Origin of the sequence: Pseudonocardia sp., from assembly GCF_029263155.1 — a bacterium.
GTDB lineage: Bacteria > Actinomycetota > Actinomycetes > Mycobacteriales > Pseudonocardiaceae > Pseudonocardia.
This window is the reverse complement of sequence record NZ_JAJCYB010000044.1, coordinates 127,516-148,766: the sequence shown is the minus strand read 5'-3', so window position 1 is coordinate 148,766 and position 21,251 is coordinate 127,516. Positions and strand designations below refer to the sequence as shown.

The 21,251-nt window shown below is 76.1% G+C and carries 23 protein-coding genes; 19 read left to right on the top strand and 4 right to left on the bottom strand.

The window, feature by feature from the left end; genetic code table 11:
• The first annotated feature begins 4 nt into the window (after positions 1–4).
• Both proB and Q1K26_RS08440 read left to right on the top strand, forming a co-directional pair.
• Positions 5–1,147 carry a glutamate 5-kinase gene (proB, locus tag Q1K26_RS08445; protein ID WP_300009019.1) on the top strand — a complete coding sequence of 381 codons (1,143 nt, stop codon included), beginning with the start codon at positions 5–7 and terminating at the stop codon, positions 1,145–1,147.
• A 37-nt stretch (positions 1,148–1,184) separates the two neighbouring features.
• Complete coding sequence (locus Q1K26_RS08440) at positions 1,185–2,375, top strand: methyltransferase domain-containing protein (RefSeq protein ID WP_300009018.1); 1,191 nt, start codon at positions 1,185–1,187, stop codon at positions 2,373–2,375.
• Positions 2,376–2,390: 15 nt separating this feature from the next.
• On the opposite strand, the gene Q1K26_RS08435 is transcribed toward Q1K26_RS08440, so the two are convergent.
• Both Q1K26_RS08435 and Q1K26_RS08430 read right to left on the bottom strand, forming a co-directional pair.
• Positions 2,391–2,822, bottom strand: a complete 432-nt coding sequence (locus tag Q1K26_RS08435; protein WP_300009017.1) for a nitroreductase/quinone reductase family protein — start codon at positions 2,820–2,822, stop codon at positions 2,391–2,393.
• 13 nt (positions 2,823–2,835) lie between these two features.
• A complete protein-coding gene (locus tag Q1K26_RS08430; protein ID WP_300009016.1) occupies positions 2,836–4,986 on the bottom strand; it encodes a RecQ family ATP-dependent DNA helicase in 2,151 nt (716 codons plus the stop codon).
• Between the two features lie 161 nt (positions 4,987–5,147).
• On the opposite strand from Q1K26_RS08430, the gene Q1K26_RS08425 reads away from it, so the two are divergent.
• From Q1K26_RS08425 to Q1K26_RS08415, 3 genes are all read left to right on the top strand, one after another.
• On the top strand, positions 5,148–6,062 hold the full coding sequence (locus Q1K26_RS08425; protein WP_300009015.1) for a hypothetical protein: 915 nt from the start codon (positions 5,148–5,150) through the stop codon (positions 6,060–6,062).
• A gap of 269 nt (positions 6,063–6,331) precedes the next feature.
• The gene (locus Q1K26_RS08420) at positions 6,332–7,207 is read left to right on the top strand and encodes a MoxR family ATPase (protein WP_300009014.1); all 876 of its coding nucleotides are present in this window, start codon (positions 6,332–6,334) and stop codon (positions 7,205–7,207) included.
• Between the two features lie 120 nt (positions 7,208–7,327).
• Positions 7,328–7,477 carry a hypothetical protein gene (locus Q1K26_RS08415; protein WP_300009013.1) on the top strand — a complete coding sequence of 50 codons (150 nt, stop codon included), beginning with the start codon at positions 7,328–7,330 and terminating at the stop codon, positions 7,475–7,477.
• Here the strand turns inward: Q1K26_RS08415 and Q1K26_RS08410 are convergent.
• On the bottom strand, positions 7,466–7,639 hold the full coding sequence (locus tag Q1K26_RS08410; RefSeq protein WP_300009012.1) for a hypothetical protein: 174 nt from the start codon (positions 7,637–7,639) through the stop codon (positions 7,466–7,468). The two genes, Q1K26_RS08415 and Q1K26_RS08410, sit on opposite strands and share 12 nt — an antisense overlap.
• Positions 7,640–7,750: 111 nt before the next feature.
• Between Q1K26_RS08410 and Q1K26_RS08405 the strand changes: the two genes are divergently transcribed.
• The 14 genes from Q1K26_RS08405 to Q1K26_RS08340 all read left to right on the top strand — a co-directional run bounded on the left by Q1K26_RS08405 (position 7,751) and on the right by Q1K26_RS08340 (position 20,062).
• Positions 7,751–8,113, top strand: a complete 363-nt coding sequence (locus Q1K26_RS08405) for an SPW repeat protein (protein WP_300009011.1) — start codon at positions 7,751–7,753, stop codon at positions 8,111–8,113.
• Positions 8,114–8,177: 64 nt separating this feature from the next.
• Entirely contained in the window at positions 8,178–8,741 is a 564-nt protein-coding gene (locus tag Q1K26_RS08400; protein ID WP_300009010.1) for a TetR/AcrR family transcriptional regulator, read from the top strand.
• A 165-nt stretch (positions 8,742–8,906) separates the two neighbouring features.
• The gene (locus tag Q1K26_RS08395) at positions 8,907–10,283 is read left to right on the top strand and encodes a VWA domain-containing protein (protein WP_300009088.1); all 1,377 of its coding nucleotides are present in this window, start codon (positions 8,907–8,909) and stop codon (positions 10,281–10,283) included.
• A 106-nt stretch (positions 10,284–10,389) separates the two neighbouring features.
• Positions 10,390–10,995 carry an alpha-ketoglutarate-dependent dioxygenase AlkB gene (locus Q1K26_RS08390; protein ID WP_300009009.1) on the top strand — a complete coding sequence of 202 codons (606 nt, stop codon included), beginning with the start codon at positions 10,390–10,392 and terminating at the stop codon, positions 10,993–10,995.
• A gap of 16 nt (positions 10,996–11,011) precedes the next feature.
• Entirely contained in the window at positions 11,012–11,632 is a 621-nt protein-coding gene (nadD, locus tag Q1K26_RS08385) for a nicotinate-nucleotide adenylyltransferase (protein ID WP_300009008.1), read from the top strand.
• A gap of 9 nt (positions 11,633–11,641) precedes the next feature.
• Positions 11,642–12,460 (top strand): hypothetical protein, encoded by an 819-nt coding sequence (locus Q1K26_RS08380; RefSeq protein ID WP_300009007.1) that lies wholly within the window; start codon positions 11,642–11,644, stop codon positions 12,458–12,460.
• 92 nt (positions 12,461–12,552) lie between these two features.
• The gene (rsfS, locus tag Q1K26_RS08375; RefSeq protein WP_300009006.1) at positions 12,553–12,939 is read left to right on the top strand and encodes a ribosome silencing factor; all 387 of its coding nucleotides are present in this window, start codon (positions 12,553–12,555) and stop codon (positions 12,937–12,939) included.
• Entirely contained in the window at positions 12,936–13,562 is a 627-nt protein-coding gene (locus Q1K26_RS08370) for a histidine phosphatase family protein (protein WP_300009005.1), read from the top strand. Before rsfS ends, Q1K26_RS08370 begins: the two co-directional genes overlap by 4 nt.
• Before the next feature lies 1 nt (position 13,563).
• Complete coding sequence (gene octT, locus Q1K26_RS08365) at positions 13,564–14,304, top strand: diglucosylglycerate octanoyltransferase (protein WP_300009004.1); 741 nt, start codon at positions 13,564–13,566, stop codon at positions 14,302–14,304.
• Between the two features lie 153 nt (positions 14,305–14,457).
• Positions 14,458–14,760, top strand: a complete 303-nt coding sequence (locus Q1K26_RS08360) for a hypothetical protein (protein ID WP_300009003.1) — start codon at positions 14,458–14,460, stop codon at positions 14,758–14,760.
• Between the two features lie 44 nt (positions 14,761–14,804).
• Positions 14,805–15,728: a hypothetical protein gene (locus Q1K26_RS08355; protein ID WP_300009002.1), complete on the top strand. Its 924-nt coding sequence runs from the start codon at positions 14,805–14,807 to the stop codon at positions 15,726–15,728.
• 11 nt (positions 15,729–15,739) lie between these two features.
• Positions 15,740–16,609, top strand: coding sequence for a DegV family protein (locus Q1K26_RS08350; RefSeq protein WP_300009001.1), 870 nt, complete (start codon positions 15,740–15,742; stop codon positions 16,607–16,609).
• 115 nt (positions 16,610–16,724) lie between these two features.
• Complete coding sequence (locus tag Q1K26_RS08345; protein ID WP_300009000.1) at positions 16,725–17,621, top strand: helix-hairpin-helix domain-containing protein; 897 nt, start codon at positions 16,725–16,727, stop codon at positions 17,619–17,621.
• Positions 17,618–20,062, top strand: a complete 2,445-nt coding sequence (locus Q1K26_RS08340; protein WP_300008999.1) for a ComEC/Rec2 family competence protein — start codon at positions 17,618–17,620, stop codon at positions 20,060–20,062. Before Q1K26_RS08345 ends, Q1K26_RS08340 begins: the two co-directional genes overlap by 4 nt.
• Here the strand turns inward: Q1K26_RS08340 and thrC are convergent.
• Positions 19,968–21,245 (bottom strand): threonine synthase, encoded by a 1,278-nt coding sequence (gene thrC, locus Q1K26_RS08335; RefSeq protein ID WP_300008998.1) that lies wholly within the window; start codon positions 21,243–21,245, stop codon positions 19,968–19,970. The two genes, Q1K26_RS08340 and thrC, sit on opposite strands and share 95 nt — an antisense overlap.
• Between the last annotated feature and the right edge of the window lie 6 nt (positions 21,246–21,251).

The window sequence follows — 21,251 nt, the reverse complement described above, 5'->3', positions numbered from 1 at the left end:
CGCTGTGACGGCGGGGGCCGCGCAGGCCGCGCAGGTGACGCGCGGGCAGCTCGCCGCTGCTCGGCGGGTCGTCGTCAAGGTGGGGTCGTCGTCGCTCACCTCGCTGGCCGGAGGGCTCGACCCCGCCCGGCTCGACGCGCTCGTCGACGCCCTCGCCGCCCGGCGCGCGGCCGGGAGCCAGGTCGTGCTCGTGTCCTCGGGCGCCATCGCCGCGGGGCTCGCCCCGTTGCGGCTCACCAGGCGGCCCCGCGACCTCGCCACCCAGCAGGCCGCCGCGGCCGTCGGGCAGCTGCTGCTCGCGCAGGCCTACGGCGCGTCGTTCGCGCGGCACGGCCGGGCGATCGGTCAGGTGCTGCTCACCGCCGACGACATGATCCGCCGCGCGCACTACCGCAACGCCCAGCGCACGCTGGAGCGGCTGCTCGGGCTCGACGTGCTCCCGGTCGTCAACGAGAACGACACCGTCGCCACCGACGAGATCCGGGTGGGCGACAACGACCGGCTCGCGGCGCTGGTCGCGCACCTGATCGGCGCCGACGCGCTGGTGCTGCTCTCCGACGTCGACGGCCTCCACGACGGGGACCCGCACCGCCCCGGCTCCCGGCTGGTCCGCGAGGTCGAGTCACCCGCGGACCTCGCCTCGGTACAGGTCGCCCGGCCGGGCCAGGGCGGTCTGGGCCGCGGCGGGATGGCCACCAAGATCATGGCGGCGGCGATGGCGTCGGCCTCGGGCATCCCGGTGCTGCTCGCGGCGGCCGCGGACGTCGCCGACGCGCTGGACACGGCCGTGGACGGCCCGAAGGTCGGCACCGCCTTCCGGGCATCGGGGAGGCGGCTCTCGGCCCGACGCTTCTGGCTGCTGCACGCGGCCGACGTGCGGGGGGCGCTCGACCTGGACGCCGGAGCCGTCGCGGCGGTGATCGACCGACGCCGCTCGCTGCTCGCGGCCGGCATCCACGGCATCTCCGGGGACTTCGTGGCCGGCGACGTCGTCGACCTGCGGGGGCCGCACGGCGTCGTCGTCGCCCGCGGGGTGGTCGGGTTCGACGCCGCCGAGCTGCCCGCCCTCATCGGCCGCCGCACCCGCGACCTCGCGCCCGAGCTGCGCCGCGAGGTCGTCCACGCCGACGACCTGGTGCCGCTCTAGCTTGTCCGACCAGGGCCCGGGGGGCCAGACTCGGCCGATGTCCGCTGCCGACCGGGCTCGCGCCGCGATGGTCGACGCGCTGTGCACGGCCGGTCGCGTCCGCAGCCCGGCCGTCGAGCAGGCCCTGCGGGCGGTGCCCCGCCACCTGTTCCTGCCGGGGGCATCGGTGGCCGCGGCCTACGCCGACGGGGCGGTCGCGGTGCAGCACGTCGACGGCGCGGCGACCAGTTCCGCGTCCCAGCCGTCGATGGTCGCGATCATGCTGGAGCAGCTGGACCTGCGTCCGGGGCACCGCGTGCTGGAGATCGGCGCCGGTACCGGGTGGAACGCGGCACTGATGGCGCGGATCGTGGGTGCGGCCGGGCACGTCACCACCGTCGACATCGACGCCGACCTGGTCGCGGGCACCCTCGGGCACCTCGCCGCCGCGGACGTGTCCGGTGTGGAGGTCGTGTGCGGCGACGGCGCGCTCGGCCATCCGGCGGCGGCGCCCTACGACCGGATCGTGCTCACCGTCGGCAGCGACGACGTGTGGCCGGCGTGGGTCGCGCAGCTCGCCCCCGGCGGCCGGTTGCTGCTGCCGCTCGCCCTGCGCGGGAGCCAGCTGTCGATGGCGCTGGACCTGGCCCCGGACGGGACGCTGCACAGCCACTCGCAGCGCACCTGCGGGTTCATCCGGCTGCGGGGGATGGGCGCGTCGGCCCGGCCCGCGGTCGCCCTGCCCGGCGGCGTGGCGCTGCACGGCCCCGACGACGGGCCGGCGCCGGACCGGGCCGCGGTGGCCGCCGCGCTCGCCGACCCGGGGCCGCTGGTCGACTCGCCGGTGGTGGTGGGCCCGGCCGACACCTGGGACGGCTTCGGGCTCTGGCTGGCGCTCACGGATCCGGGCGCGCTGCGGCTGGTCGCCGGCGGTCCGGACAGCGGGCTGCCCGACCCGCTCGGCCCGGCCGGGGCCGTGGCGTGTGCCGCACCGGCGGGCGAGGACTCCGGCATCGCGGTCGTGGTGGTCCGTGACGGGCCGGCCGCGGTGCGTGCCTACGGTCCCGGTGGTCCGGCGCAGGCCCGGCGGATGCTGGCGGCGCTGGAGGCCTGGGCCGAGGTCGGCGCGCCCGCCGCGCCCGAGTGGCGGTTCACGATCGTCTCCGGACCCCCGCCTCCCGCTGCCCCGCCGTCCGGCGTGTCCACCGTGCGGATGGCGCACTGCCACCTGCTCGCCCGGCTGCCCTGACCGGCTCGCGCCGACTCAGCGCGGCGGCTCCAGCACGACCAGCGGGATCTCCCGCTCGGTACGCCTCTGGTATCCGGCGTAGTTGGAGTACTTCCCGGCGATCTGCGGCCACATCCGTGCCCGCTCGTCGGCGGTGACGATCCGGGCGACCATCGGGGTGCGCGGACCGCCCTTGACCGAGACCTCCACCTTCGGCTCGTCACGCAGGTTGAGGAACCAGGCGGGGTGGCGGTCGTCGCCGCCGCGCGACGCCACGATCACCGGGTGCCCGTTCTCCTCCAGCGGCGCGGTGAGCATGACCGAGCGCGGTTCGCCGCTCCGGCGCCCGATGGTGGTGAGCTCGAGCACCGGCATGCCCATCGCGTCGTACCCGACGCGGCCGCCGGTGATCTTCAGCAGCGCGCGGTGGGCGGTGTTCATGGCCTTCAGCACGAAGTCGGCGGGCATGGACCGGATCCTGTCATCCGGCCTGGGCGAGTGCGAACGGCAGCACCGAACCCGCCCCGGCCCGGCGCAGCAACCGCGCGGCGACCGTCATCGTCCAGCCGGAGTCGATCACGTCGTCGACCAGCAGCACCGGGCCGTCGGGCAGCGCGAACGACGGCTCCTCGAACGCCTCCCACACCGCGGCGAGGCGCTGGGCGGAGTTGGCGTGCGCCGCCGGCCGTGGACCGGCCGGCACGAGCGTGCCCAGCAGCGGGATGCGGCCGATGTCGGAGATGCGTCGGGCCAGGTGGTCGAGCTGGTGCGGGCGGGTGCGCGAGCCGATCCCGACCACGCCCACCGGCCGCTCCTCCCAGCCCCAGCCGGCCAGCACGCGCACCACGGCGTCGAGCACGTCCTTGGGAACCGGCCGGTCGGTGCTGCTCACCGGCTCGCCGGTCTCCGGGTCGATGTCGGGGCCGAACTCGTCGTCGGGGACCGCGTCGGGGTCGAGGAGCGCCCGCAGCCGGGTGCCCCAGCCGATGTCGGACAGCCGCCCGATGACCCGGCCCGGCTCGGCCAGCTCGCCCGCCGGGATCTTCCCCGACGCCGGCACGTCGAGCTCGGCCATCCCCGAGGGCCACTGCTTGCGCGGCGCCACCTCGACCCCCGGGCGCGCGATCCGCTCCGCCGCCGCCTCCGCCGCCCCGGCGTCGACGTCGGTGCTCCAGGCGGTGCCCGCGCACACGTCGCAGCGCCCGCACGGCTGCGCGCCCGCGTCGTCGAGCTGCTCGCGCAGGAACACCAGCCGGCACCGGTCGGTGTCGAGGTAGCCGAGCATGGCCTGCTGCTCGGCCTTGCGGGCGTCGGCGATGCGGCGGTGGCGCTCGGAGTCGTAGACCCAGTCCTCGCCGGTGGCCACCCACCCGCCCTTGACGCGCTTCGCGGCACCGTCGGAGTCGAGGACCTTGAGCAGCATCTCCAGGCGGGTGCGCGAGAGGTCGACGCGCGTCTCGATCGCGGCGGTGCTCAGGGGTTCGGGACCGAGCACCTGCAGCGTCTGGCGCACCACCGGCTCCGGCGGGAACGCCAGCGAGGCGAAGTAGCGCCAGATGTCCTGGTCCTCGTGGCCGGGCAGCAGCACGACCTCGGCCCGGTCGACCGCACGCCCGGCGCGGCCGATCTGCTGGTAGTACGCCACCGGGGAGGCGGGCGCGCCGAGGTGCACGACGAACCCCAGGTCGGGCTTGTCGAACCCCATCCCCAGCGCGGACGTGGCGACCAGCGCCTTGACCCGGTTGGCCAGCAGGTCGCCCTCCGCCGCCAGCCGCTCCTCGGGCGGTGTCTTGCCCGTGTAGGAGGCCACCGGGTGCCCGCGCTCGCGCAGGAACTCCGCGACCTCCTCGGCCGCCTGGACCGTGAGCGTGTAGACGATGCCCGCGCCCGGCAGCGCGTCCATCTGCGCGGCGAGCCAGCCCAACCGGTCGGCCGCCGTGCGCAGCTTCACGACCGACAGACGCAGGCTCTCCCGATCGAGTGAGCCGCGCAGCACCAACGGCTCTCCCGCGGACAACCCGAGCTGCTCGGTGACGTCGACGACCACGCGGTCGTTGGCCGTGGCCGTGGTGGCGAGCACCGGGATGCCGTCGGGCAGGTCGGCGATCAGCGCGCGCAGCCGGCGGTAGTCGGGCCGGAAGTCGTGCCCCCAGTCGGACACGCAGTGCGCCTCGTCGACGACCAGCATCCCGGCGGACGCGGTGAGCCGGGGCAGCACGCGGTCGCGGAAGTCGGGGTTGTTGAGCCTCTCCGGGCTGACCAGCAGCACGTCGACCTCCCCGGCCGCGACGGCGTCGTAGGTGCGCTCCCAGTCGGCCGTGTTCGCGGAGTTGACGGTCGCCGCGCGGATCCCGGCGCGGGCGGCGGCGTCGATCTGGTTGCGCATCAGGGCGAGCAGCGGCGACACGATCACCGTCGCGCCCGCACCCGCCTCCCGCAGCAGCGCCGTGGCGACGAAGTACACCGCCGACTTGCCCCACCCGGTGCGCTGCACCACCAGTGCCCGCTTGCGCAGCGCGACCAGCGCGTGGACGGCCGTCCACTGGTCCTCGCGCAACCGCGCGTCCGGACCCGCGAGCGTGACGAGCACCTCTTCGGCGCGGGCGCGGAGGTCGGTCTCGGTGGTGGTCATGGGTCGATGGTCCACGAGGGGTCCGACAGTCCCGGCACCGCACCGCCGTCGTGTGCACCGCACCGGCGCCGGGACGCCGGTGCGGCGACAGCGACGCCGGTGCGGTGAGCGGGTTTTCCCGAAGCCGCCCGGAATGCCGCGCGAGTCGGGATCCTGCCGCCATGGATCTGCCGAGCGCCGGGCCCGGGCCACTGCTGAGATCGGGCCTGCTCGCCGCGGGTGTCACCGACGGGGAGCTGCGCCGCCTGCGGCGCCTCCGGGAGCTGGCCCCGCTCGCGGCCGGCGCCTACGTCGTCCCGGACGACCCGCGGCTGCGCAGCCCCGAGTCGCGCCATGCCCTGCTGGTCGCCGCGGCGGTGCCGAGGGTGGCGGCCGACGCCGTGGTCAGCCACGTGTCCGCGGCGGTGATGTGGGGCCTGCCGATCTGGAACACCCGGCTCGACCGGGTGCACACCACCCGACCGCGCCGCTCGGGCGGGGTGCGCACGGGCCGCCTGCACGGGCACACCGCACCGCTGGACCCCGACGAGATCAGGTGGATCGGCGGCGTCGCGGTCACCGGCCCGGCGCGCACGCTTGCCGATGTCGCCCGCACGGAGCGCTTCGAGCAGGCCGTCGTCATCGTGGACGCGGCGCTGCACCGGCACCTCGTCACGCGCGACGAGCTCGTGGCGGCGCTCGATCGCATGTCGCGTTGGCCGGGTGTGCCGGCGGCGCGGCGGGTCATCACCTTCGCGGACCCGCGCCCGGAGAGCCCGGGTGAGTCGCGCAGCCGGGTCGCGATGGCGCGGCTCGGCCTCCCGGTACCGGTGCTGCAGTGGGAGGTGGTCCGCGCCGACGGCGTCACGCTCGGACGGGTCGACTTCGCGTGGCCCGAGCACGGCCGTGTCGGCGAGTTCGACGGGTACGTCAAGTACGGGCGGCTGCTGCGCCCCGGCCAGGTACCCGCCGACGTGGTCTTCTCGGAGAAGCGCCGCGAGGACGCCATCCGGGCGGAGGAGTTGGGGATGACCCGCTGGACCTGGCCGGAGATCGACACTTTCACGGACGTGGCCAGGAAGCTGTTCCCTCGCTGACCGCACAGGCACGGTGTGCACCGCACCGGCGCCGGGCCGCCGGTGCGGTGGCAGCAGCGCTCGTGCGGCAGCCGCCGTGCTGGCGGGGCCCGTGGCCGCTGCTGGGGGCTGCGCCCGGTGACCGCACAGGCACAGTGTGCGCCGCACCGGCGCCGGGACGCCGGTGCGGCGGCCACAACACTGGTGCGGCGGCCACAACCCCGGTGCGACGACTGCGGTGTGCGGCACACCCTGGGCGGTTCGTCTCGGCGCAGGGCAGGATGAGGCGCGTGAGTGCCTCCCAGTCCCCGCTGTTCGGTTCGGTCGCGGATGTGACCGAGCGGCTGGCCGGCGTCGGGTACCTCGCCTCGACCGCCGTGGCCACCACCGTCTACCTCGCCGACCGGCTCGGCAAGCCGCTGCTCGTGGAGGGCCCGGCGGGCGTCGGGAAGACGGAGCTGGCCAAGGCCGTCGCCCAGGCCACGGGCTCCGGGCTGGTGCGCCTGCAGTGCTACGAGGGCATCGACGAGGCCCGGGCGCTCTACGAGTGGAACCACGCCAAGCAGCTGCTGCGGATCACCGCCGGGCAGGGCCGGGAGTCCTGGGACGAGACCCGCGACGACGTGTTCTCCGAGGAGTTCCTGCTGCCCCGCCCGCTGCTCACCGCGATCCGGCGCAGCGACCCGACCGTCCTGCTGATCGACGAGATGGACAAGGCCGACGTCGAGGTGGAGGGCCTGCTGCTGGAGGTGCTCTCCGACTTCCAGGTCACGGTGCCGGAGATGGGCACGATCAGCGCCACCCGGCGGCCCTTCGCGCTGCTGACGTCGAACTCCACACGCGAGCTGTCCGAGGCGCTCAAGCGCCGCTGCCTGTTCCTGCACCTGGACTTCCCCGACGCCGACCTGGAACGGCGCATCGTCGCGTCCCGCGTGCCGGAGCTGACCGAGGCCATGGTCGACGCGCTGGTGCGCACGGTGCGCGTGCTGCGCACGCTGGAGCTGCGCAAGTCCCCGAGCGTGGCCGAGACCATCGACTGGGGCCGCACGCTGCTGGCGCTGGGTATGGACACCCTCGACGACGACGCCGTACGCGCCACGCTGGGCGTGGTGCTCAAGCACCAGTCCGACACCGTCAAGGCGGCCGCGGAGCTGCGCCTCAACTGATCTCTCCACCGCCCTCCGTGCAGAAGTGCACGTCCGGGCGTATCAGCGGCCCTCCGTCGGTTGCTCGTCCGAGAGCAGGATCACACCCGTCGGAAGAGGTCGGAGCGAGAGGGACATTCGATGATCACGCTGGTGCTCGCGGGGGTCGCGTCGTTGCTGGTGCTCGCGGTCGTCGTCCGGACCCTGGACGTCGTCCGTGCCGCGCAGTGGCGGGAGGTGGCCGCCGAGCGCCGCTCCGCATGGGAGCGCGGCCACGCCCTACGGGCGTAGCGCGGCGCGGAGCAGGTCGCGCGCGGCCGGGCGGGCGGCGTTCGCGGAGCGCCGGTCGCCGTCCGGCCCCGGCCGTGAGGTGATCGGGTGCGCGCCGCCCCCACCCCGCGCGAGCAGCGCGTCGCGGGTGATCACGGCGCGCGGGCACCGGGCGAGGGGCACGGAACTGTGGAGCGGCCCGGAGCCGATGTGGAGACCCGTGTCGACTGTCTTGACCGGCTGGCCAGTCAAGCGTAGAACGGAGGCATCTCCTCATGAGGGAAGGTGATCGCGATGACCCCGAGGTCATGGCAGCGGTGGCAGGACTGGGCGGCGCTGGTGATCGGCGTGCTGACGGCCCTGACACCGATCGTGGCGGCGACCGACACCGCCGCGCTCTGGACGCTGGTCGTGTTCGGCGTGCTCTTCGCCGCCACGGCACTGTGGTCGCTGGCGCAGCCGGGCTCGGCGGTCAGCGAGTACGTCCACGTCGTGCTGGGCGTGCTGCTGTTCGTCTCGCCGTGGGTGTTCTCCTACGCCGACCTCGCCGGGGCGGCCTGGACGTCCTGGGTCGCCGGCGTGCTGATCGTGGTGGTCGGGCTGGCGGCACTGCCCGCGGCCAACGCCGCGCACCGGGGGCCGATCGGGCAGCACTGACAGCTCGGGCGACACGGCCGCGGCCCGGGTTGGCCGCGGCCGTGCCGCACGTCAGGATGCTCCGGTGACCGTCGAACCCGGTGCCCGTGAACGGATCCTCGGTGCGGCCGAGGAGCTGTTCGCCGCGGCAGGCTTCGACGCCACCCCCACCTCCCGCATCGCCGAGCGGGCCGGCGTGCCGAAGGGACTGGTGCACTACTACTTCACCCGCAAGCGCGACCTGCTCGCCGCGCTCGTGGAGCGCCTGCCCGCCGACCACGTCGACCCGGCGAGTGTGGTCGTCCCGGGCGACGTCGCGGCGAGCCTGCACCGGCTGGTCGACGTGCTGGACCGCGACCTCGACGCCTCGGCCGTGCTCTCGCACCTGCTGTGGCGCGAGGCCGACACCCACCCCGCCGTGCTCGACGAGCTGCAGGCCCGCTTCGAGCGCCTCGCCGCCTCGATCCGCGCGGTGATCGAGGCCGCCCGGCCGGACGGCCCGGCCGCCGACGTCGACAGCGCCGCCCACCTGCTCGCCTCGGCCGTGAGCTACCGGCACTCGGTGTCGCGCCACACCGACGATCAGCAGGCCATGCACCGCGAGCTGCGCTTCCTCGCCGACGCGCTGGCCGCGGGCGCCGGCGCGTAGCCCGCGGAACCCCGGCACGTCGGAGCCACAACGCTGCTCGGGCGGGCCGGAACCTGCACTGTGGCTCCGAAGTGCGCCTCGGGGCGGCATGATGGGGGCGTGGACACCGCTCGGATCGCCTCCGATCACGGGTTGCCGGGGCACCTGGTCGACTTCGTGGCCGCCATGCGCCGCCACGGGGTGGCCGTGGGACCGGGGGAGACCGTCGACGCCGCCCGCGTGCTCGGCGCGCTGGACCTGCTGCACCGCGAGCACCTGCGCGAGGGGCTCGCCGCCGCGCTGCTGCGCCGGTCGGGCCAGCGGCAGGTATTCGACACGCTGTTCGAGCTGTACTTCCCGGCCGCGCTGGGGGCCGGTGTCGGCGAGGTGGAGGTGCCGCGCGTCGGCGACGAGGACGGGGACGCCCCCGACGGCCCCGTCGACATCGACGCGCTGCGCGACGTGCTGGCCGACCTGCTCCGCGACGGCGACACCGACGCGCTGGCCGAGCTCGCGCGTGCCGTCGTCGACGCGCTGGGCACCTCCGGGGCCGCGGGCACCGCCGTCCGGGGGGCGGGTGGGCAGCCGAGCTGGTCGGCCTACCAGGCGCTGCGGATGCTCTCGCCGGAGACGTTGCTCGCCCGGATCATGGACGACCTGCGCACCGGCGAGGAGGAGGGCAACCCGTTCGCCGACGAGGTGCGCCGCCGCGAGATCCGCGACCGGATCGCCGCGTTCCGCAAGATGATCACCGACGAGGTGCGGCGCCGCACCGCCGAGGCCCGCGGTCGCGAGCAGGTGGCGCGGACCGCGGTGCCCAAGCAGGCCGAGCAGGTGGAGTTCCTCTCCGCCCACGCCGAGCAGCTCACCGCGCTGCGCCGCACGGTGCACCCGCTCGCGCGCCGGCTGGCCTCGCGGCTGGCCGTGCGGCGCAAGCACGCCAAGCGCGGCACCCTCGACATGCGCCGCACCCTGCGCCGCTCCATGTCCACCGGAGGCGTACCGATGCGCCCGGCCTACCGCACGCGCCGGCCCGGCCGCCCCGAGCTGGTGGTGCTGTGCGACGTCTCCGGCTCCGTCGCCGGGTTCAGCCACTTCACGCTGCTGCTGGTGCAGGCCCTGCGCGAGCAGTTCAGCAAGGTGCGGGTGTTCGCGTTCGTGGAGCGCGCCGACGAGGTCACCCACCTGTTCTCCCCCGGGGCGGAGCTGTCCGGGGTGATGCAGCGGGTGCTGCGCGAGGCCGAGCTCGTCGCGTTCGACGGCCACAGCGACTACGGCAGCGCGCTGGGTGGGTTCGCCGAGCACTGGGGCGAGGCGATCACGTCGAAGACCTCGCTGCTGGTGCTCGGCGACGCCCGCACCAACTACCGCGACCCGAACCTGACGGTGCTCAGGCGCCTGGTCGGCGCGGCCCGCCACGCGCACTGGCTCAACCCCGAACCGCGCCGCCAGTGGGGCAGCGGCGACTCCGCCGCGCTGCGCTACGCCGACGTCATCCCCATGCACGAGTGCCGCACCGCGGCCCAGCTCGCCGACGTCGTGGAGGCACTGCTCCCCGTCTGACACCCGTGTCGACCGCACTCGACCTGGCCGTGAGGTCCACCGGGAACCCGGTGCCGCACGGCGCCGGAGTCGAACTTTCGTTCGATTTCGGGGTATCGTCGGCGGGATGGGAGCCGACCTCGTCTGGCAGCCGTCGTTGCTGGAGATCGCCGGGGTGTCCGGCGTGCGGCGCACCGAGCTGGGCGGTGGCGCCTGGGTCGACCACGGCCCGGCCTGGTGCCCCGGCGCCGACGATCTGTTCGCCGAGCTGCTGGACCACACCCCGTGGGCCGGGCGCGAGGTGCGGATGTACGACCGGGTGCTGCCCGAGCCCCGCCTCACCCACCGCTGGACCCTGGCCGACGCCCCGGCGCGGCTGGCCGCGATGGCCGCCACCCTGGGTGATCGGTACGGCGTCGCCTTCACGCAGGTGGGCGCGAACCTGTACCGCGACGGCGCCGACGGCGTCGCCTGGCACGGCGACCGCGTGGCCCGTGAGCTGCCCGAGGCCGTCGTCGCGCTGGTGTCGCTGGGCGCGGCCCGCCCGTTCCGGCTGCGCCCGACCCCCGGGGGCCCGGCCGGGGGCGGCGGGTCGGTCGGGTTCCTTCCCGGTCCGGGGGACCTGCTGGTGATGGGCGGGTCGTGCCAGCGCACCTGGCAGCACTCGGTTCCCAAGTGCGCGCGGGCAGGTGCGCGGATCAGCGTCCAGTTCCGGCACGCCTACCAGCGGTGATCGGTACGCTCCGCGGGTGCAGCGCAAGATCGGAGTGATGGGCGGGACGTTCGACCCGATCCATCACGGCCACCTCGTGGCCGCCAGCGAGGTCGCCGACCGCTTCGGCCTGGACGAGGTCGTCTTCGTCCCGACCGGGCAGCCCTGGCAGAAGGGCGGTCGCGCGGTCAGCCCGGCCGAGGAGCGCTACCTGATGACGGTGGTGGCCACGGCGTCCAACCCGCGGTTCTCGGTGAGCCGGGTCGACATCGACCGCGACGGACCGACGTACACCAAGGACACGCTGACCGACCTGCACGCCGCGTTCCCCGACGCCGCGCTGTTCTTCATCACCGGCGCCGACGCGCTGGGGGCGATCCTGTCCTGGCGCGACGTGGAGGACCTGTTCGCGCTCGCGCACTTCGTCGGCGTCACCCGCCCCGGCTACGCCCTCGACGACGACCACCTGCCCGACGGCGCCGTGAGCCTGGTCGAGGTGCCGGCCATGGCGATCTCGTCCACCGACTGCCGCCGGCGCGTCGAGGAGGGTCACCCGGTCTGGTACCTCGTGCCCGACGGCGTGGTGCAGTACATCGCCAAGCGCGGCCTGTACCGCGCCGCCGAGCCGTCCGACGCGCACCCCGGGCGCGGCACCTAAGGTTGACGCGTGACCAGACCAGGGGGTGCCGTCATCGGGGCGGCGGCCGGGCTCGCCCGGCTCGCCGCCGAGGCCGGACGAGAGGCGGTCGAGGCCGTCACGGAGGCGCGGGGCAAGCGGTTCCCGCTGGTGGTGGTGACGGGCGCGGCGGGCTCGGGCAAGACGGTGCTCGCCCAGCACCTGCAGCGGGCCCGGCTGCGCAGCTACACCCCGTCGGTGGCGCGCTCGGAGCAGGAGGAGCACATCGACCAGCCGCTGTGGCGCGGCCGGGGTGTGCGGTTCCGGGTGGTGCCCGGCCACGGCGAGGGCGGTGTCCGGTACGCGTCGCTGGCGCGGCTGCTGCACACCGAGCCCGTCGTCGGGGTGGTCCACGTCGTCGCGAACGGGTTCCGCAGCCGCCGCGAGGACGGCGCCGAGCCGGCCACGGCCGCGCTGTCGCTCGACGAGCTGCTGGCCCAGCACCGCGCGCAGGAGCAGGCCGAGCTCGACGAGACGCTCACGCACCTCAAGATGGCGATCGCCGCGCACCGCCGCCCGCGCTGGTTCGTGCTGGCCCTGTCCAAGGCCGACCTCTACGCCGCCGACCTCCCCACGCTGCGGTCGACCCACGGGCCCGGCGGGTCCTCCGACGCGGCCCGCAGCATCGACGCCCTGCGCGAGTTCGTCGGCACCGGTGGTCTGCGGTGGGAGTCGCTGCCGGTCGCCGCCTGGCTGGAGGACTACTCGTGGGGCGACGAGGTGCGTCCCACCGCGCTGCCCCCCGCCGAGCGCGACGAGATGCTGCGGGCGTTCCGCACGAGGATCTCCGCCCTCGTCGGGCACGTCTGACCCGCTCGGCCACCCGTCCGGCCCCGCCCCCGACCCCGGCTGGGACACTGGGCCGGTAGCCGGGTGGGATCACCCGCGGGAGAGGGGTACGGGTGACCGCCACCGAGCAGGCGCTGGAGATGGCCCGGGTCGCCGTGGTCGCGGCCGCGGACAAGCTGGCGCAGGACATCATCGTGCTCGACGTCTCCGAGCAGCTGGTGATCACCGACTGCTTCGTGATCGCGTCGGCGCCCAACGACCGGCAGGTGCAGTCGATCGTCGACGAGGTCGAGGAGAAGCTGCGGCTGCACGGGGCCAAGCCCACCCGCCGCGAGGGCGGCCGGGAGGGCGGTTGGCGGCTGCTGGACTTCGACGACGTCGTCGTGCACGTGTTCCGCAACGAGGAGCGCGGGTTCTACGGGCTGGACCGCCTGTGGAAGGACTGCCCGCCCATCGAGTTCCCCGAGGCGACGGCCGGCCCGGCCGAGGATCGGTCATGACGCTGCGGTACCTGATCCTGCTGCGCCACGGGCAGACCGACTACAACGCCGACGGGCGCATGCAGGGCCACCTCGACTCGGTGCTCACCCCCGCGGGGGTGGCGCAGGCCGAGGTGGTGGCACCCGAGGTCGCGCGGCTCAAGCCCGAGCGGCTGATCAGCTCCGACCTGCGCCGGGCCGCCGACACCGCCGCCGTCGTGGCCGCGGTCTGCGGGGTCGGCGTCGAGGTCGACCCGCGGCTGCGCGAGACCCACCTCGGCGACTGGCAGGGCCGCACCGTCGCCGACATCGAGGTCCAGTGGCCCGGTGCGATCGCCACCTGGCGGCAGGACCCCGCCTGGGCGCCGCCCGGCGGGGAGTCGCGGCTGGAGGTCGTGCGGCGCTGCACGCCCGTGGTCGAGGAGCTCGACGACGAGCTCGCCGGCGGCGACGGATCGGCCACCGCGGTGCTCGTGGCGCACGGCGGCATGATCGCCGGGCTGGTGTGCGGGCTGCTGGCCATGCCCATCGAGGCCTGGCCCGCGATCGGTGGCGTCGGCAACTGCCGCTGGGCGGCGCTGGCCCGCCGTCCCGACCACGCCCGATGGCGGCTGGTCGGCTACAACGTCGGCACCGAGGGCTGAGATGACGGCCCGCGGGCCGCTGCTGCTCGTGTTCGGCGACTCGCAGTGCTTCCACGGGCCGCAGCGCGCCGAGCCCGCCGACGATCCGCGGCTGTGGCCCAACCTCGCCGCCGCCGCACTGGGCGGACGGGCGGAGCTGGTCGCCGGGATCGGGTGGACGGCCCGGCACGCCTGGCACGCGCTGACCCACGACCCGCGGGTGTGGGCGCTGCTGCCGCGCGTCGACGCGCTCGTGCTGGGCGTCGGCGGCATGGACACGCTGCCCTCCCCGCTGCCGACGGCGCTGCGCGAGCTGATCCCGGCGCTGCGCCCGGAACGGCTGCGCCGCGCGGTCCGCGGCGGGTACCTGCGGGCCCAGCCACGGCTGGCCCGGGCGTTCGCCCGGCTGCCCGGCGGCGGGCCGGTGGCGCTGCCACCGCACCTGACCGTCGCCCACCTGGACCGGCTGCGCGAGGCGGTGCTGACGATCCGCCCCGGGATACCGGTCGTCGCCACGCTGCCTGCGGTGCACCGGGCTGCCGGGTACGGGCCGGTGCACCCGGGCCGGGTCCCCGCCGAGCGGGCGACCCGTTCCTGGGCGGACCGCACGGACGTGCGCCTGCTGGATCTGCCCGCGCTGATCGGCGGCCACGTGCTCGGCGGGCACGGCAACCCCGACGGCATGCACTGGGGCTGGGACGGTCACGCCGCCGTCGGCCGGGCCTGCGCCGATGCGCTGCGGCCGGTGCTCGGCACGGGATAGGGAAAATCCCGTAGCGCGGGCCGCCCGACGTCGTGGCCCCCCGGGCCGGCCCAGGGGGCCCCGGTCGTTGCCCGGGTCACGCGCTGCCCGTCGGTCCGTAGCGTCGGACTCGACGCCGGACGGACCGTCGTCTTCCCGAGGCGGAGGCCGACCATGGATCTCGACAAGCTGTTCATCACCGACCTGCCCGACACCGTCGCCGGCGACCCGCCGCTCGACGTGCCCGTCACCACCCACGCGGTCGGTGAGGAGGGTGAGGAGCCGGAGCCGGTCGAGGTGACGACTCATATGGTCGGTGAGGAGGGCGAGGAGCTGCCCGAGGGCGAGGCGACGACGTTCGCGCTGGGTGAGGAGGGCGGGGAGCCGGAGCCGGTGGACGCCCCCCTCGATGAGGAGGAGAGCTGGCTGGAGGACGAGGAGCCCGAGGAGCCCGACGACTCGCCGGAACCGTACTGATGCCGGGAGTCATCGGCCCCCGGGACGACCCCCAGGTCGCGGCGGTGACGGACCGCATCCGGAGCCGGGGCACGGAACCGGTCGTCCTCGACCTGGCACGGTTCCCCCGCGACCTGCAGCTGAGCGTGCGGGACGGGGTGGCGACCGCGCGGGACCTGGACATCGCCGCGGTGCGCACCTGGTACGTCCGCACCCTCCCGTTGCCGCTGCCCTTCCGGGTGCACCACCGTGCCGGGCCGGCCGCCGAGCGCAGCTCCCGGCTGCGGTACGCGGCGGGGCGCGAGCGGCGGTCGTTCGTGGCCGGCTTCGTCGCTGCGATGCAGACGGCCGGCGCCGTCCTCGTCAACCCGCCCGCCACCATGGACCAGCACTTCCGCAAGCTCGACCAGCTCGACACGCTCCGCCGGGCGGGGGTTCCCGTCCCGGTGACGCTCGCGACCAACGACCCGGACGCCGTGCGGCTCTTCGCCGAGGAGGCCGGGGGCCCGCTGGTCTACAAGCCCCTCGCCGGCGGTGGCCGGTGCCGGCGGATCGCCCCGGCCGATCTCGATCCCGAGCGGCTCCGGCTGCTGGCGCGGGCGCCGGTGCTGTTCCAGGCCGAGGTCCCAGGCCGCAACATCCGCGTCTACGTGGTGGGCGGGCAGGTGGCGGCGGCGTACGAGATCGTCTCCGACCGGCTGGACTACCGCGGTGCGGAACGCGCCGTCCTCGTCACCACGCTCGACGCGGGCGAGGGTGCGGCGTGTGTCCGGGCCGCCGCGGCGTGCGGGATGGCCTTCACGGGCATCGATCTGCGGCGACGGCCCGACGGTGGCTTCGCGGTGCTGGAGTGCAATCCGTCGCCGATGTTCGCCGGTATCCAGCGGTGGACCGGCGCCACGCCGGTGTCGGACGCCCTGACCGACCTCCTGCACCACGGGAGCCCGTGGACCGCGGACGGCCTGGGCGATCTCGTCGGAGCCGACTAGTGTCCCGCGACGTGTCCGTCGCCGTCGTCACCGACTCCACCGCCTACCTGCCCGCCGGGGTGGCCGAACAGCGTGGCGTGCGCGTCGTGCCGCTGGAGGTGCGGCTCGGGTCGCGCTCGGGCCGCGAGGGCCTCGACATCGACACCGCGGCGCTCTCCGCGGCGCTCGCCGACAACCGGGTGGACGTCCAGACCTCCCGTCCGACGCCCGCGCAGTTCGCGGCCTGCTACCGCGAGGCGCTCGACGCCGGGGCGCGCGCCGTGGTGTCGGTGCACCTGTCGCGGGAGCTGTCGGGCACGTGGGAGGCCGCGCGGATGGCCGCCGACGAGGTGGGGGCCGACCGCGTGCGCGTGGTCGACTCCCGCGCGGCCTGCATGGGCCTCGGGTACGCGGTGCTCGCCGCATCGGACGCGGCCGACAGCGGCGCGGACGTGGCCGCCGTGGAGGCGGCCGCGACGGAGGTGGCGGCCCGGTGCCGGGTGTTCTTCTCCGTCGACACGCTGGACCGGCTGCGCCGCGGCGGGCGGATCGGGGCCGCGGCCGCCCTGCTCGGCACGGCACTGGCCGTGAAGCCGCTGCTGCACGTGGTGCAGGGCCGGATCGTGCCGCTGGAGAAGGTGCGGACCACCGCGAAGGCCGCGCAGCGGCTCGTCGACCTCGCGGTGCGCGCCGCCGGTGACGGCCCCGTCGACCTCGCCGTGCACCATCTCGGCGCGGCGCAGCGGGCCGAGGAGGTGGCCGCCCGGCTGCGGGAGCGGGTGCCGGCGATCGCGCGGCTGCTGGTGTCGGAGGTCGGCGCGGTGATCGGTGCGCACGTGGGCCTCGGCGTGCTCGGGGTGGTCGTGGTGCCGCGTGGCGGCTCGCAGGCGCCGACCCGCTGAGTCCCCGGGACGCCTGCGCCGCGGCCGCCCGGGCACCTGTCCACATCGGCGTCCGGCCGTCCACAGCTGCGGGACTCGTCCGGGAGGGACCGTCCCGGCGTCCTAGCGTCGCGGTGTGGCCCGACCCGACCCCTCCGCCGGTGCGCGGCTCGCGGCCGCCGTCGGCCCGCGGCTGACGCCGCCCGGCGCGGATCCGCCCACGGTGCCACTGCTGTTCACGGCGCCGCGGCGCCCGGCCGCCGACGCGACCTCGGGGGCCGTCGACCGGACGCGGTTGCCGGACGCGCGCACCCCGCCGGCCGGTGCGGCGCCGCCCGGCCGGGTGGCGCGGCTGCTCGGTGCGGTCGTCCCGGCCGGCTGGCGGGGCGCACGCGTCGATCCCGGGCGGCCCGGGGCCACCGCGCTGGCCCTGGTCGCCGCGCTCGCGGCGGTGGTGGCCGCGGTGGGGGTGTGGACCGAGCGACCGCGGGCCGAGCCGGTCGCCGCGCTGCCCGGCGTCGTCGTCACCACGGAGGCGCCGTCGGAGGCGTCGGCGGTGCCGTCGTCGGAGGCCGCGCCCGTCCCCGCGGGCCCGCTGGTCGTCGCGGTCTCGGGGAAGGTCGCCCGGCCCGGGCTGGTCGAGGGGCCCGACGGCTCCCGCGTCGCCGACGCGCTGGCCGCCGCCGGGGGTGCGCTGCCCGGCACCGACCTGTCCGGGGTCAACCTGGCCCGCCGCGTCGTCGACGGGGAGCAGATCGCCGTCGGGGTGCCGCCCGCCCCGGACGCCGCGGGCCCGGCCCCGGACCGGTCGGCGCCGGGGTCCGGGGCGACGCCGCAGGGCCCTGTCGACCTCAACGCGGCCACCGAGGCCCAGCTCGATGCCCTGCCCGGCGTCGGACCGGTCACCGCCCGACGGATCCTCGAGTGGCGCGAGCGCAACGGGCGGTTCAGCCGTGTCGAGCAGCTGCGGGAGGTCGAGGGCATCGGGGAGCGCCGGTTCGCGCAGCTCCGGGAGCTGGTGGTGGTGGCGTGACGGCGCCGGACGAGCCGCGTCGCCCGCCGGATCTGCGCCTGGTGCCCGCGGCGTTGGCCGCGTGGGCCGCCGTGCTGGCCGGGTTGGGGCTCGGACCGCTCGCCGGGGCGGTGGTCACGGCCCTGTCCGCCGGGGCGGCATGGAATCGCCGGTCCCGTCCGCGCTGGCTCGCCGCGGCGGCCTGCGCCGCCGCCGCCGGGCTCGTCGTCACCGCCCACGGCATCCTCGTCGCCCAGCACCCGCTGCGCGCCGCCGCGGAGGCCGGGGCGGCGGCCACGGTGCGCGTCGTGCTGGGTGACGACCCCCGCCCGATCCGCAACGCCGTGGCCGGGGAGCAGGCGCAGGTGCTGGTCGACGCCGTCCTGGAGCGGGCGCAGGCGCGCGACTCCACCTGGGACACCGGCGGGCGCGTCCTGCTGATCGCACCGGCGCCGGGCTGGGCGGGCCTGCTCCCCGGGCAGGCCGTCACGGCCGACGGTCTGCTGGCCCCGGCGGGTCGCAGCGACCTCACCGTCGCGGTCCTGCGGGTCCGCGGGCCGCCCCGCGAGGTCGCCGCGCCACCGTGGTGGCAGACCGGCGCCGGCGCGCTGCGCACCGGCCTGCGCGACGCGGCCACCGTGCTCCCGCAGGCTCCGGCCGGGCTGCTGCCCGGGCTCGCCGTCGGTGACACCGGGGCCATGACCGCCGAGGTGGAGGACGACTTCCGCGCGGCCGGGCTCACCCACCTGACCGCCGTGTCCGGCGCCAACCTGGCGATCGTCGCGGGCGCGGTGCTGGCCCTGCTGCGGCTGCTGCGGGCCGACCCGCGATGGGCCGCCGGGCTGAGCGCGGCCGCGGTGCTCGGGTTCGTCGTGCTGGCCCGGCCGTCCCCGAGCGTGGTGCGCGCCGCGGCGATGGGGGCGGTGGTGCTGCTGGCGCTGGCGCTGGGTCGGGGGCGCTCCGCGGTGCCCGCGCTGGCCGCCGCGGTGCTGGTGCTGCTGCTCGCCGACCCCGCGCTGGCCGTCGACCCCGGCTTCGCCCTGTCCGTGCTGGCCACGGCCGCGCTGGTGCTGCTCGCCCCGGGCTGGGCCGCGGCGCTGGTGCGCCGCGGGGTGCCCCGGTGGGTGGCCGAGGTGCTGGTCGTGCCGGCGGCGGCGTTCCTGGCCACCGCGCCGGTGGTCGCCGGGCTGAGCGGGCAGGTGGCCCCGGTCGCGGTGCTGGCCAACCTGCTCGCGGTACCCGCGGTCGCGCCGGCCACCGTGCTCGGCGTCCTGGCCGCGGTGGTGTCCCCGCTCAGCCCGCAGGCGGCGCAGGCCTGCGCGTGGCTGGCCGGCCCGGCCGTCGGCTGGCTGGTCGAGGTGGCCGACCGGGCCGCCGCGATCCCGCGCGCCGCGCTGCCGTGGCCCGACGGCGTCGCCGGCATGCTCCTGCTCGCCGCGGTGCTGGCCGTGCTCGTGCTGTTCTGGCGCCTGCCGCGGGGCCGGGCGGTGCTCGTCGCGGTGCTGCTGGGGCTCGCCCTGGTGCTGGTGCCGACCCGGCTCGCCCCGCCCGGCTGGCCCCCGCCGGGCTGGGCCGTGGTGGCCTGCGACGTCGGGCAGGGTGACGCGGTCGTGCTCGCCACCGGTGAGCCCGGCCGGGGCGTGCTCGTCGACGCCGGGCCCGACACCGGGCCCGTCGACGCCTGCCTCGACCGGCTCGGCATCCGCAGCCTGGCGCTCGTGGTGCTCAGCCACCTGCACGCCGACCACATCGGCGGGCTCGACGGCGCCCTGCGCGGCCGCGCGGTCGGCGGGATCGCGGTCGGCCCGGTCCGCGCCCCGCACCGGGCGCTGGCCGCGGTCGCGCACTCCGCGACCGACGCGGGTGCCCCGCTGGTCGCGCTGACGGTCGGGCAGCGCCTGGAGTGGCCCGGTCTGGTCCTCGAGGTCCTCGGCCCCCGCCATCCCGACCCGTACCTCGACCCGGACGACGGCACCGCCGTCAACGACGGCTCGCTGGTGCTGCGCGCCGCCACCGCCGCGGGCACCGTGCTGCTCACCGGCGACGTGGAACTGGCCGCGCAGGCCGATCTCGTCGCCGCGGGCGCAGACCTGCACGCCGAGATCCTCAAGATGCCCCACCACGGCAGCCGCTACACCAGCGTCGAGTTCCTCAACGCGGTGGCGCCGCGCGCGGTGCTGGTCAGCGTCGGCGCGGGCAACACCTACCGGCATCCCGACCCGGGCCTGATCGGCGGACTGGAACGCGCCGGGATCGACGTGCGGCGCACCGACCTGGCCGGCGACTCGGCGGTGGTCGCCGGCGGCGGCGGCATCGAGCTGGTCACCCGGGGCGACCCGCTCCCGGCCCGTCGCCGCCGGGCACCCGTCAGCGGTTCGCGAGCGCCTCCCGCACCGCCGCGCTCGTGGAGGGCACCGTGGCGGTCGGGCCGACCTGCCCGGCCACGGCGTCGAGGGTCTTGAGCCCGTCGCCGGTGATCAGCAGCACGGTCTCGGCGTCCGGGTCGATCTTCCCGGCCTCGATCAGCTTCTTGGTGGTGGCCACCGTGACCCCGCCCGCGGTCTCGGCGAACACGCCCTCGGTGCGGGCGAGCAGCCGGATGCCGTCGACGACCTCGGCGTCGGAGACGTGCCCGATCGCGCCCCCGGTGCGGCGTACCGCGTCGAGGACGTAGGGCCCGTCGGCGGGGTTGCCGATGGCGAGCGAGCGGGCGATCGTGTCGGGCCGCACCGGCTGGATCCAGTCGTGGCCCTCGTCGTAGGCCTTCGCGACGGGGGAGCAACCGGTGGCCTGCGCGCCGAACACCGCGTACGGGGTGGGCTCCACCAGGCCGAGCCGGCCGAACTCCTGGAAGCCCTTGTCCACCTTGGTCAGCTGCGACCCCGACGCGACCGGCACCACGATCTGCTCGGGCAGCCGCCAGCCCAGCTGCTCGGCCACCTCGTAGCCCAGGGTCTTGGAGCCCTCGGCGTAGTAGGGCCGGACGTTGACGTTGACGAACGCCCAGTCCTCGTGCTCGGCGGCCAGCTCGGTGGCCAGCCGGTTCACGTCGTCGTAGTTGCCGTCCACGGCGAGCAGGGTGCCGTCGTAGACCGCGGTGGTGAGCACCTTCGCCTGCTCCAACGACTTCGGGATCAACACCACGGAGTCCCAGCCCGCGCGGGCGGCGGCGGCGGCCACGGCGTTGGCGAGGTTCCCGGTGGACGGGCAGCACAGCACGGTGAAACCCAGCTGGCGGGCGGCGGCCAGCGCCACGGCGACCACGCGGTCCTTGAACGAGTGCGTGGGGTTGCCGGTGTCGTCCTTGATCCACAGGTTGCGCAGACCCAGCGCGGCACCGAGGCGGTCGGCCCTGATCAGCCGGGTCATCCCGGGCTCGGTGTTCGGGTGGGAGCGCACGTCCGAGGGCACCGGGAGCAGCCCGCGGTAGCGCCAGATGGACCGCGGGCCGGCCTCGATGGAGGCCCGGGTGACGTCGCCGAAGTCGTAGGCGACCTCGAGGGGACCGAAGCACTGGGGGCACGCGAACTCGGCGGCGAGCGGGACCTGGTGGCCGCACTCCCGGCAGGACAGGGCGCGCGCGGGCCCCAGGTCGAAGGGGGTGGACGTGGCGGCGGACGCCGAGACGTCGGCAAGCAGCGACATTGAAGA